General features: G+C 74.4%; 8 protein-coding genes. 5 read left to right on the forward strand and 3 right to left on the reverse strand.

Annotated elements, in window-relative coordinates:
* Nucleotides 1-1,626 (reverse strand): DHA2 family efflux MFS transporter permease subunit, encoded by a 1,626-nt coding sequence (locus ACXJKF_RS11675; RefSeq protein ID WP_456787885.1) that lies wholly within the window; start codon nt 1,624-1,626, stop codon nt 1-3.
* On the reverse strand, nt 1,623-2,264 hold the full coding sequence (locus ACXJKF_RS11680) for a PadR family transcriptional regulator (RefSeq protein ID WP_456787886.1): 642 nt from the start codon (nt 2,262-2,264) through the stop codon (nt 1,623-1,625). Before ACXJKF_RS11680 ends, ACXJKF_RS11675 begins: the two co-directional genes overlap by 4 nt.
* Nucleotides 2,265-2,449: 185 nt before the next feature.
* Between ACXJKF_RS11680 and ACXJKF_RS11685 the strand changes: the two genes are divergently transcribed.
* The 4 genes from ACXJKF_RS11685 to ACXJKF_RS11700 are packed head-to-tail and all read left to right on the forward strand — an operon-like array spanning nt 2,450 to nt 10,335.
* Entirely contained in the window at nt 2,450-5,743 is a 3,294-nt protein-coding gene (locus ACXJKF_RS11685; protein WP_456787887.1) for an FtsX-like permease family protein, read from the forward strand.
* Nucleotides 5,740-8,541: an FtsX-like permease family protein gene (locus ACXJKF_RS11690; protein WP_456787888.1), complete on the forward strand. Its 2,802-nt coding sequence runs from the start codon at nt 5,740-5,742 to the stop codon at nt 8,539-8,541. Before ACXJKF_RS11685 ends, ACXJKF_RS11690 begins: the two co-directional genes overlap by 4 nt.
* 22 nt (nt 8,542-8,563) lie before the next feature.
* A complete protein-coding gene (locus tag ACXJKF_RS11695) occupies nt 8,564-9,616 on the forward strand; it encodes an ABC transporter ATP-binding protein (RefSeq protein ID WP_456787889.1) in 1,053 nt (350 codons plus the stop codon).
* Nucleotides 9,613-10,335 carry an ABC transporter ATP-binding protein gene (locus ACXJKF_RS11700; protein WP_456787890.1) on the forward strand — a complete coding sequence of 241 codons (723 nt, stop codon included), beginning with the start codon at nt 9,613-9,615 and terminating at the stop codon, nt 10,333-10,335. The genes ACXJKF_RS11695 and ACXJKF_RS11700 overlap by 4 nt, the downstream gene beginning before the upstream one ends.
* Nucleotides 10,336-10,339: 4 nt before the next feature.
* Here ACXJKF_RS11700 and ACXJKF_RS11705 read toward each other — a convergent pair whose 3' ends face one another.
* Entirely contained in the window at nt 10,340-10,969 is a 630-nt protein-coding gene (locus ACXJKF_RS11705; protein WP_456787891.1) for a class I SAM-dependent methyltransferase, read from the reverse strand.
* Between the two features lie 59 nt (nt 10,970-11,028).
* Between ACXJKF_RS11705 and ACXJKF_RS11710 the strand changes: the two genes are divergently transcribed.
* Nucleotides 11,029-11,511 carry a MarR family winged helix-turn-helix transcriptional regulator gene (locus ACXJKF_RS11710; RefSeq protein WP_456787892.1) on the forward strand — a complete coding sequence of 161 codons (483 nt, stop codon included), beginning with the start codon at nt 11,029-11,031 and terminating at the stop codon, nt 11,509-11,511.
* The last annotated feature ends 41 nt before the right edge of the window (nt 11,512-11,552 follow it).

Consider the following 11,552-nt stretch of genomic DNA (forward strand, 5'->3'; position numbering starts at 1 on the left):
TCAGACCTCGGCGGTGACCTTCGCGGCTGCCACCGGCGCGTGGTGCACCGGGCGGCCGCCCTTCATCGCGAGGCTGGCGACGAGCCCCAGCAGCAGCACCGCGACCGTGAGCAGCATCGTCTGCGTCACGGCGGTGGCGAAGCCGGAGTGCACCGCCTGCTGCGCGACCTGACCGATCTGCGCGGCGACGTCCGCCGGCACCGACGACGGCAGCTGCGGGGCCGCTCCGCTGGCGAAGTTCCCGGACGCGAACCCGTCGACGAACGACTGCCGGAACTGCTCCGGCACCTGGTCAGCGGCAGCCTCGGCGGCGGCCGGGATGGTGACCGCGAGGCGCGAGGTGAGCATCGCGACGATCGCCGCGGAGCCGATGACGCCGCCGATCTGCCGGGTCGTGTTGAACGCCCCGGCGCCCGCACCGGCGGTGCGGCCGTCGAGACCGGAGGTGGCCAGGTTGGCGAGCGGCGAGAAGAGCGCGCCGGTGCCGATGCCGAACAGGGCCATCGGCAGGACCAGGTGCCAGACCGGTGCGTCGGGCTGGATCGCGAGCGCGAGCCACGTGATGGCGACCGAGAGGATGGCGAACCCGCTGGCGACGACCCACTTGCCGGCGACCTTGTCCGACAGCCGGCCGGCGAACGGCGCGACGACGCCGGACAGCAGCGAGCCGGGCAGCCCGACGAGCGCGGCGTTCAGCGGGCTCAGGCCGAGGACCTCCTGCAGGAACAGCGTGAACGGGAAGAAGATGCCGATCATCGCGAAGGTCACGGCGCCGCCGGCGACGTTGGACAGCGAGAAGTTGCGGCTGTGGAACAGGGTCAGCGGCAGCAGCGCGTCGCTGCCGCGGTGGCGCTGCCAGAGCACGAAGCCGATGAGCACGAGCACGCCGGCGCCGATGACGCCCCACACTGTGATCGGTCCGGTGATGGTGCCCCAGTCGTAGGTCGCACCCTCCTGGAGGCCGAACACGACGAGGAACATGCCGACGACCGACAGCAGGACGCCGAGGCCGTCGAAGGAGCGGTTGGCCGTGGGGAGCGTGGGGAGCGTCCGCAGCGCGAGCACGAGGGCGACGACGCCGACGGGGATGTTGACGTAGAAGATCCACTCCCAGCCGACCGTCTGGACCAGCAGACCGCCGAGCACCGGGCCGGTGATGGTCGCGATGCCGGCGACGGCACCCCACAGGCCCATTGCGGCGCCACGCTTCTGCGGCGGGAACACCCGGGTGATCATCGACATGGTCTGCGGGGTCATCAGCGCGGCACCGACGCCCTGGAGCGCACGGGCGGCGATGAGCATCTCGATCGACCCCGACAGGCCGCAGAGCAGCGACGTGATGGTGAAGATGACGAGCCCGAGGACGAAGACGGGCCGCGGCCCGAACCGGTCGCCCAGGCGGCCGGTGACCAGCAGCAGCGTGGCGAACGTCAGCAGGTAGGCGCTGTTGACCCAGCCGACCGCCGTCAGGTCGGCGTCGAACGCCGAGACCAGCGACGGGATGGCGATGTTCACGATCGTGGTGTCCACCATGATCATGAAGAAACCCAGACAGAGGGCGGGCAGGATGCTCCACGGACTGCGTCCGTGCAGGTCGACGAGCGCGCGAGGCTGCTCAGAGCTCATGAGTTGTCCTTCGGGTGTGGATCGAGGGGGCGCAGCGCGCGCTGGGCGCGTTTCGCGTCGTGGAACGAGTCGGGGATCGGGCTGGTCCAGTCGAGGGCGCCGGACTGCAGCTCGGTGATCGTGCGGTCGAGCCAGTCGCTCTCGGCGCGCAGGGTGGCCAGGTCGTGCTCGACGTCGAGGAGGTACCGCCGGGGCAGGCCGAGCCGGCTGAGGGAGTCGTAGGACTCCGCGAGCCGGGCCCGGTGGGCGTCCTTGCGGTCCCGTCTCCGGACCAGCTGCGCGAGGACCTCGTCGGCGGGCAGCTCGTTGGCCTCGGCCAGACCGACCGAGAAGAGCGGGTAGGCCGGGTGCTCGTCGCCCAGCAGGCTGGTGAGCCGGGTGGCGAACTCGGCACGGCCGGCGCCGGTGATCCGGTACGTGGTGCGCTCGGGGCGCTTGCCGGTGCGGTCGGTGCCGACGACCTCCACCAGGCCGTCCCGCTCGAGCCGCTCGACACCGTGGTAGACCGCGCCGGGGTTGACGCGGACGATCCGGGTGTCGCCGCGCTCCACGAGGGTCTGGTGGAGCTGGTAGGGGTGCATCGGCTGCTCGTGCAGGAGCCCGAGCACGAGCACCGCGACCGCCGACAGCTCGGCCATGCGTTCACCTCCGGGTCAATTATTCCGGTTGGAATATACCCGACGGAGCGTCCGCTGTCGCGCTCGTTCGTATCGGTTCGATCACAACTGCGGGATCGCTCCCACACCCCGTTGCGACTCCTTTACGATCGCCGGACCGCGCAGTGACGTCCCCCTTCCGCTGCGCCCCGGGACGAGGAGGTCGGATGGGCTGGAGCCTGCGCGTCCTGCGCCACCGCGCGGCCGCCCAACGGACCCTCCTGGCGACCGTGGTCGCGGTCGCCCTCGTCGGCGCGTCCCTGCTCGGCACCTTCGCCCTCCTGCTGTTCTCCAGCGAGAACCGCGCGCTGGACACCGCGCTGAACCGGGCGCCGGCCACGGCCACGGACATCGACGTGATCCTCAGCCTCGACCGCGACGGCCCGCAGGCCGCGATCGGGTCCGGGGAGGCGTTCCTCGACGAGCTGCTCGGTGACGTCCCGGCGACGCGGACGGAGTGGCTCACGTCGCCGATGTACAAGCTCCTCGGCGGGCCCGAGACGGTGCCGCCCATGGCCTACCTGGCCAGCAGCCCCGAGGTCCCGGAGCACGTCACGCTGGTGTCCGGCGCCTGGCCCACGACGGCGGCCGACGCCGAGGGCCGTGTCCAGGCGGTCGTCCCCCAGGTCGCCGCCGACAGGTACGGCTGGACGGTCGGCACGGTCCTCCCCGTGCTGAACACGACCTCGCAGGACCAGAGCGAGGTCGTCGTCACCGGCATCCACACCCTGGGCAAGCCGCGCAGCCTGTGGACCCGCGACCTGCTGGTGGGCGCCCAGCACGACCCGCGGTACCCGGTGCCGGGAAGCTTCGGCTTCATCGCCACCGACGCCTGGGGCCCGTTCTTCGTCACGCCGGACGCGCTGACGGCACCGGCCTCGGTCGCCACAGCCAGGCTCGTGGCGTCCCCGCGACTGGCGGACAGTGCCCCCGGCGCCGTCGACAGCCTGCGCACCCGCCTCGACGACGCGCAGGCCACGCTCGTCTCCAGCACCGACGGCAACGTGCTCACCGCCCAGTTCCGTTCGCAGATCGCCACCACGATCGACGCGGCACAGAACAACCTCGCGGTGACCCGGGTCAGCCTGGTCATCGTCGGCCTCATGCTCGTCGTGCTCGCGGTCACGGTGCTGCTGCTGGCGGCGCGCCTGCTCGCCGACCGCCGGGCCCCGGAACAGACGCTCATGTCGTCCCGTGGGGCGTCGGGGCGCCAGCTCCTGGCGCTCGCCTCCCTGGAGGCGGCCGCCGTCGCGCTCATCACGACGCTGGTGTCGCCATGGCTGGCCGGGCTGCTGTTCCAGGCCATCACCGCCGTCGGCCCCCTCGCGGAGGCCGGTCTGCACCACGACCCGGGCCGCCCACCGTCGCTGTGGATCACCTGCGCCGTCTCGTCGTTCGTGCTGGCCGGAGTGCTCCTCGGACCGCTCCTGCGACGCCGGGGCAGCGTCGTGGACGCCGAGCAGCAGCTCGTGCGCCAGGACCGTCGCGGCGGGCTCGCGCGCTCCGGGGCCGACCTCGCGCTGCTCGTGCTCGCCGGGCTCGCGGTGTGGCAGCTCCGTTCCTACCGGTCGCCCGTCGCCGCGTCCGGACCGGCACAGATCGACCCCGTGCTCGTCCTCGCGCCCGCCCTCCTGCTGCTCGCCGGCGCCGTCCTGGCGCTGCGCCTGCTGCCCCTGGTCGCGCGGGCCGGCGAGCGGATGGCAGCCCGCAGCCGCTCGCTCGTCTCCCCGCTCGCCGCGTGGGAGGTCGGCCGGCGGCCCGGTCGCGCCGCCGGTGCGGTGCTCCTGCTCACGCTCGCGCTGGCGGTCGGGACGTTCTCCCAGTCGTTCCTCAGCACGTGGCGCACGTCCCAGGTCGACCAGGTGGACCTGGCGGTCGGGACCGACGTCCGCCTGGACCGGATGGACGGCTCCGGCATCGCCCAGGCGAGCGCGGTCGACGCCCTGCCCGGCGCGCAGGCCGTCAGCCCTGTCACGTTCCGGTCGGTGCCCCTCGGGCAGCCCTCCGACCTGCCGGGCGAGAGCACCGGCCGGACGGTCAGCCTCCTCGCGCTGGACACCACCCAGGCGGACGAGCTGCTCCGCGGCCGGATCGTGCCGCCCTGGAGCACCATCGCCGCACCCCTGCGCCCCACCGAGCCCGCAGCCGGTATCGCGCTGCCCGGCTCACCCAGCAGCCTCGTGGTCGACGTCGACGGGGATCTGTCCGGCGACCGCGACGGGCTCCTGCTGGTCAGCCTGGTCGTCGAGGACCCGCACGGCACCCGCACCCCCCTGGAGCTGCCCCCGATCCCCCTGCTCGAGCCGGCGGACGACATCGTCGCCGAGCTGCCGGCCACCACGACGGGGCTGCAGCTGGTCGGGGTCGTCGCGCAGGTCCTCCCCCTTCCCGACGCCTCCCCGGAGTCGTTCGTCGGACCGGGCTCGAACGTCCAGCTCGACGTGCGCGTGTCGGACCTGCGCGCGGTCGAACGACGCGCAGGTGCCACGGAGGACACCGTCACCCCCGTGGACCTCACGTCGGCGACCTGGACGGTGCAGGGCGCTCTGCAGCTCGGCGGCGGCCGGCCGCTGCTGGCGGGTCGGACCGAGGACGGGGCCCTGCGCGTCACGGGCGGGATCGACCCGGTGGAAGTCCTGTTCGGCGTCGCCGGGTTCGCCGCAGCGACGTTCCCGGTGCCCGACGCCATCCCGGCCGTCGTCAGCGACACGGTCGCCGTCGGGCTCGGTGTCGCCGTCGGCGACCTGCTCGACCTCGACCTGGACGGGACGCGGGTGCACATCGTCGTCGACCGGGTCGTCGCCTACCTGCCCGGGATCCCGACCGGTGCAGCCGTGCTGGTCGACCGCGACCTGCTGACGCGCGCCGCCCTGCTCGGCTCGGTGACGAGCCCCCTGCTCGACGAGTGGTGGCTGCAGGTACCCGACGCGAGCGCCCCCGCCCTGGTCGAGGAGGTCCGCCAGGAGGACCTCGGCACGGCGGTCGCCCGGGTGACCGCCCGCGAGGTGGCCACCGACGGCCCGCTGCGCGTCGGCGTGCAGGCGGCGCTCTGGATCGTGACCGTGGCGGCCGTGGCCCTCGCGGTCGCCGGGTTCGCCATGAGCGCGACCGTCGCCGTGCGCACCCGACGGCTCGAGCTGGCGCGGCTCCAGGCCCTCGGTACCCCGCGCTCCGGCCTCGTCCGGTCCGTCCTGGTCGAGCACGGGATCCTCGGCGTCCTGGCCCTGGTGGCCGGGCTCGTCCTCGGCGCCGTGCTGGGTCAGGTGGTCGCACCGCTGGTCACGGTCTCCGCCGAGGGTGGCCGGCCCATTCCCGCCGTGGTCGTGCAGTGGCCGTGGCCCACGCAGGTGGCGCTGGTCGCCGTGCTCGTGGTGCTGGTCGGCGGTGCCGTCGCACTGACCACCAACTCGCTGCTGCGCCGCGCGTCCGGGGAGCTCCTGCGGCTGGGGGACGAGCGATGACCATGACGACGCTGCGTGCCCGGACCGCGACGGGCTGGCGGACGACCACCGGCGACGCCGGCCTCGTGGCACGCCGACGGAGCCGCCAGGACGCCGGGCTCCTGGCGCTCGCCGCCGTCGTGCTGGCCGTCACCGTGCTCATCGCGCTGGCCGTCCCCCGGATCGTCCTGCGGACAGCCGACTCGGGCGTGCAGGGCGCCGTCCGGGACGCGGGACCCGCAGCCGACGTGGTGGCGCTCCTGAGTCGCCCGCCCGGCGTGGGCGGCGGCGTGGGCGCCGACGGGCGGCCCATCCGGCCCGACAACGCCGCGACCCTCGTCGCGAACGCCGCGAACGCCATGGCGACGTCCCTGCCGGAGCCCGTGCAGGCCGCGACGGGGCCGGTCGTGAGCGCGGTCCGGACCTCGCCGCTCACCGCACGCCTCGACGACGACCTGCTGGCCACCCGCATCGTGCAGCTGGGGACGCCGACCACGACCGAGCCTGTCGTCCGGTGGGTCACCGGGATCGAACCCCGCATGACGCCCGAGCCTGCAGCCGGCTCGACGGAAGCGCGGCTCGTCGAGGTCGGCGTGTCCGCCGCGGCCGCGGACCGGCTCGGCCTCGACGTGGGGCAGCACCTGCCGCTGACCGGGCCGACGCGCGGTGACGTCGAGGCCGTGGTGACCGGCCTGTACGAGCCCGTGGACGCCACGTCGGCGGTGTGGTCGACCTACGGCGACCTCCTCGACCTCGGGCCCCCACCGGCGACCGCAGCGGTCGTCGGCCGGTTGGGGCTCCTCGCCTCGGACGCCTCGCTGCCCGACGCGTTGCTGGCGATGCAGTCCGCGCAGGCGGTCACCGTGGCCTTCCGGTTCCCCGCGGAGCCGTCGGCGCTGCGGGCCACCGACGCCGGGGCGGTCGCCCGGTCCGTCGCGCAGATCGCCGCCCTGCCGGGTCCGCTGACGAACTCCGACGGGCTCACGCCGTCGATCGACACCGAGCTGGACACCGTGCTGCGCGCGGCCGAGGCCCGCCTCCTCTCCGCGACGGCTCAGACGTCGGTGCTGCTGGTCGGGCTCGCGGCCGTCGGGGCTCTCACCCTCGTCCTGGCCGCTCGGCTGCTCGTGGTCCGGCGCGAGACCTTCCTGCTGGCCGAGCGGGCTCGCGGGGCATCGGTGGCCTCCGTCGCCGTGCGGGCGCTGGTGGAGAGCGTGCCGCTCGTCGCCCTCGCCACGGCCGTCGGCGTCGCCGCCGCGTGGCTCGTCGCACCCGACGTGCGCGGCAACTGGACGGTGGCGGCGACGATCGTGCTGGTCGCCGCGGCCGCGCCCGCCGTCTCCGCGGCCGTCGTCGTCGCGGGTGCGTGGACCGGGCGTCGACTGCCCGCCAACCGCGCCGACCGCGAACGGGTGCTCGGCCGACGTCGTGCCCGCCGGCTCACCGCCGAGCTCGCGCTCGTCGCGATCGCCGCGGCCGCGCTGGTGTCGGCACGTGGCCGTGGGCTCGTGCAGACCGCGACGGGGGGCGTCGACCTCCTGCTCGCCGCGACACCGGTGCTGCTGGCATGTGCCGCGACGGTCCTGGTCGCGCGGGTCCTGCCGCCCACGCTGCGCGCACTGTCCGGCCTGGCCTCCCACCGACGCGGGCTGGTGCCCGTGGTCGCGACCGCCCGGGCGAGCCGCACGTCCGGCACACGCGTCCCCCTGCTCACGCTGACGATCTCGATCGCGCTGGTCGTCTTCTGCGGCACGACCGCCGTCACCATCGCCGCCGGGCAGCGCACGGCCGCGGACATCATCGTCGGGGCCGAGGTCCGCGTCGACGGCACCCTCGACCCGGCGGTCACCGCCTTCCTGCGGTCCGCCCCGGGTGTGACCGGCGTGGCCGGCGCCGCCACGCTCGGCGAGCGCACCTTCGGCCGGTCCAGCGGGGTCAAGACCCGGCTGATGCTGGTGGACTCCGCGGAGCTCGCGGTGATCCTCGCTGCGCACGACCATCCCGTGGACCCCGGCCTCACCGAGCTCGGCTCCCTGCGGGACGACGGCATCCCGGCGCTCATCTCCCCGTCGCTGCGGAGCACGGCGGCGCTCGTCGCGCCCGCCCTCCTGGGGGGGCAGGAGTTCGTCGACCTGAGCGTCGTCGGCAGCGCCGACCACCCGCCCGTCCTGCCCGAGAAGTCGACGACGCCCTCCCAGACGGAAGGCCTCGTGATCGTCGACCGCACGGTGTTCGCCGAGTCCGCGGAGCTCGAGGTGCCCGCGACCACGACCTGGGTCGACGGTCCGGGGGCCGTGGCGGCCGTGCGCGACGCGCAGCTGGCCGAGGCGCCCGGCGTCGTCGTCACGGAGCGCGACGACTGGCTGCGCACGTGGCAGGAGTCGCCGCTGAACGCGGGGCTGCTGGCGCTGCTCGTGGCCACGGGCCTGATCCTCGCGGGGTACGCGGCGCTGGGGCTCGTCCTGACCGTCGTGGCCACCAGCCGCGAGCGGGGCCGCACCCTGTCGGCGCTGCGGACGCTCGGCCTCGACGCACGCACGGCCCGCGCGATGACGTTCGGCGAGCTGGCGCCCCTGGCTCTCGCCGCGGTGCTGGCGGGGACGGCGATCGGCGTCGCGGTGCCGTGGCTGCTCACCGGGGCTCTGGGTCTCGACCTCGTCACCGGTCACCCGGCGGCGACGCAGCTGCAGGTCACGTGGGTCCCCGTGGTCGGGGCGACGGTCGTGGTCCTGGGCTCCCTCGCGGTCGCGGTGGGTGTCGAGTCTGCCGTCCGGCGCCGGGACCGGCTGGGCGAGGTCCTGCGGGTGGGCGAGCGATGAGCACGACGACAAGGAGGCACGGATGAACGCGGTGCAGACGGTCGAGGAGCCGACGCTGGACACGCTCGAGGCGCGCGCCCGGAGACGGACCGGGGACTTCGGCGAGCACGCGCTCATCGTGTGCGACTCCCTCGTGCGCATCTACCAGTCCGAGGGCGTCGAGGTGCAGGCGCTGCAGGGCCTGGACCTGCTGGTCGAGGACGGCGAGCTCGTCGCGATCGTGGGTGCCTCCGGATCGGGCAAGTCGACGCTGCTGTCCGTGCTGTCCGGGCTGGACGTCCCCACCGCAGGCAAGGTGCGCGTCGGCCCGTGGGACCTGATGGCGATGTCGAGCAAGCAGCGGGTGGAGTACCGGCGATCCATGGTCGGGTTCGTCTGGCAGCAGACCGCCCGCAACGTCGTGCCGTACCTGACCGGCACCGAGAACGTGGCCTTCCCGATGGCGCTGGCCGGGGTGCCCCGCAAGGAGCGCGACCGTCGGGCCACGGACCTGCTCGACGTCCTCGGCGTCGGCTACTGCGCCGACCGTCGGCCCGGGCAGATGTCCGGCGGCGAGCAGCAGCGCGTCGCCATCGCGGTCGCCCTCGCCAACTCGCCGCAGGTCCTCTTCGCCGACGAGCCCACCGGCGAGCTCGACTCCGCCACCTCGCACGACGTCCTCGAGGGCCTGCGCACCGTCAACCGCGAGCTGGGCACCACGGTCGTCGTCGTCACGCACGACCCCGGCGTCAGCGAGCACGTGCAGCGGACCGTCGCCATCCGCGACGGTCGCACGAGCTCGGAGACCGTCCGGCGCACGCACACCCGCGACGACGGCACCGAGCACGTGGTCGCCGAGGAGCTGGCCGTGCTCGACCGCGCCGGCCGCGTGCAGCTGCCGCGCGAGTACCGCGAGGCGCTGAACCTGGTGGGCCGCGTCCGGCTGGCCCTCGAGGAGTCGCACGTGTCGCTGTGGCCGGACCGGCCGGTGCCGGCGCGCGACCCCGGCCGACCTGCCGGGCGGCACTCCGCCACCCCGACAGGGGCGACCCCCGTTGTCCCGGCTCCCCCCGCCGACCAGGAGGCCGACCGGTGACCACCGCCGTGAGCACCCCCGTCCCCCCGTCCGCAGGGAACGCGGAGCCCGTCGTCCGCGTGGAGCACGTCAGCCGCACCTACGGCACGGGTTCCGCCGCGGTGCACGCGCTGCAGGACATCTCCTTCACGATCGCGCCGGGTGAGCTGGTCGCGCTCGTCGGTCGCTCAGGCTCCGGCAAGACCACTCTGCTCAACGTGATCGGCGGGCTGGACCGCCCCGACGGTGGCCGGGTGGTCGTCGACGGGCGCGAGGTCTCGACGCTCGACGAGCGGGGCCTGGTCGAGCTGCGCCGGGACGTCGTCTCGTTCGTGTTCCAGACGTTCGGCCTGGTGCCGGTCCTGTCAGCCGCGGAGAACATCGGCGTACCGCTACGGCTGCGCAAGCTGCCGACCGCCGACCGCGAGGCCCGGGTCCAGCTCCTGCTGGACCTGGTCGGCCTCGGACCGCACGCGCTGCAGCGGCCCGGCGAGCTGTCGGGCGGTCAGCAGCAGCGCGTCGCCATCGCCCGCTCCCTGGCCAACTCCCCGCGCCTCCTGGTGGCCGACGAGCCGACGGGCCAGCTGGACACCGAGACCGGCACCGCCGTGATGGCCCTGATCCGCGCGGTCGTGGAGGCCGAGGGGATGACCGCGATCGTGTCGACGCACGACCCCCTGATGGTGTCGCTGGCCGACCGCGTGATCCACATCGCCGACGGGAAGCTGGTCGACGCCTGAGGCGTCAGAGGGGGCGCAGGACCAGCCGACCGACGGGGTTCAGCCAGGACGTCCGGGCGAGCCGCCGCTCGCGCACGACGGACATGCCGGTCCCGAGCGCCGCGGCCACGGAGTCCTCGTGCGGGAGCGCCCAGCGGACGTCGTAGACCCACGCCTGCCCGCCGGGTCGCAGCACCCGTCGGACCTCCCGCAGCCCGGCGTCGACGTCGGCCCAGTGGTGCTGGCTGAGGGTGGACACGACGACGTCGAAGGTGGCGTCGGGCCAGGGCAGCGCCGCGACGTCGGCGACCGTGTACGTCACGCCCGGGGTCGCGGTCTGCTGCGCCCAGGCGATCATCTCGGGCGCGACGTCGATCCCGTCGACCTGGAGCCCGGGGGCGGACTCTGCGATGAGACGCGGCATCGTCCCCGGGCCGGTGCCGACGTCGAGCACGTGCGCTCCGTCGGGGAGGCGGAGAGCCGTGACGTCGCGGGCGACACGACGGTAGAGCCGCGCGGCCAGGCGACCCGAGAGCCGCTCGTACCGCCCGGGGTCGTTCATCGGCCCCATCCCGTGACCGTGCGGGGTCAGCCGGCGGTGCAGGCGCCCACGTCCGTGCCGGTGCTCGTGCTGGTGATGGTCGGTGTCGGTCATGGAGCTTCTCCCCTACAGTTGTACGTCACAACTCTTGACGACGACAGTAGGCGAAACAGTTGCAGAGCACAACCTTCCCCGAGGACGACCTGCGCCGGTTCATCCAGCAGATCGCCCGCTCGAGCGGCTTCCTCGAGTCGGTCCAGCGGTCCCACGAGCACGCCGGGGTCCGGCTGTCCGTGTCGGAGACGTTCGCGCTCGGCGAGCTGGTCGAGGCAGGCGCCCTCTCGCAGCAGGAGCTCGCCGCCCGGCTCGGCCTGGAGAAGAGCACCGTGAGCCGTCTCGCGGCGGCGATGCAGGAGCGCGGCTGGCTGAGCCGCGAGCGCGACGCCGACGACCGGCGGCTGTACCGGCTGACGCTGACGCCGCACGGACGGGACGTCGCCGACCGCGTGGGAACGGAGCTGAGCGAGCACCACGGCCGGCTGCTCGCGCGGCTGAGCCACGAGGAGCGGGTCGCGCTCGGCGTCGGGCTCGGCGCGCTCGTCCGCGAGCTCGACGCCCACCACCAGGAGCACGACGGGCACGCGAGCCACGGGTAGGCCCGGCAGCCGGACGCCCGGGCCCCCACGGGTGCCCGGGC

The sequence above is a fragment of the Cellulomonas sp. P5_C5 genome (assembly GCF_054049655.1).

Excerpts from the sequence above, each read along its gene's own strand:
- ACXJKF_RS11675 (WP_456787885.1), bottom strand. The coding sequence starts at position 1,626 with ATGAGCTCTGAGCAGCCTCGCGCGCTCGTCGACCTGCACGGACGCAGT.
- ACXJKF_RS11680 (WP_456787886.1), bottom strand. The coding sequence starts at position 2,264 with ATGGCCGAGCTGTCGGCGGTCGCGGTGCTCGTGCTCGGGCTCCTGCAC.
- ACXJKF_RS11685 (WP_456787887.1), top strand. The coding sequence starts at position 2,450 with ATGGGCTGGAGCCTGCGCGTCCTGCGCCACCGCGCGGCCGCCCAACGG.
- ACXJKF_RS11690 (WP_456787888.1), top strand. The coding sequence starts at position 5,740 with ATGACCATGACGACGCTGCGTGCCCGGACCGCGACGGGCTGGCGGACG.
- ACXJKF_RS11695 (WP_456787889.1), top strand. The coding sequence starts at position 8,564 with ATGAACGCGGTGCAGACGGTCGAGGAGCCGACGCTGGACACGCTCGAG.
- ACXJKF_RS11705 (WP_456787891.1), bottom strand. The coding sequence starts at position 10,969 with ATGACCGACACCGACCATCACCAGCACGAGCACCGGCACGGACGTGGG.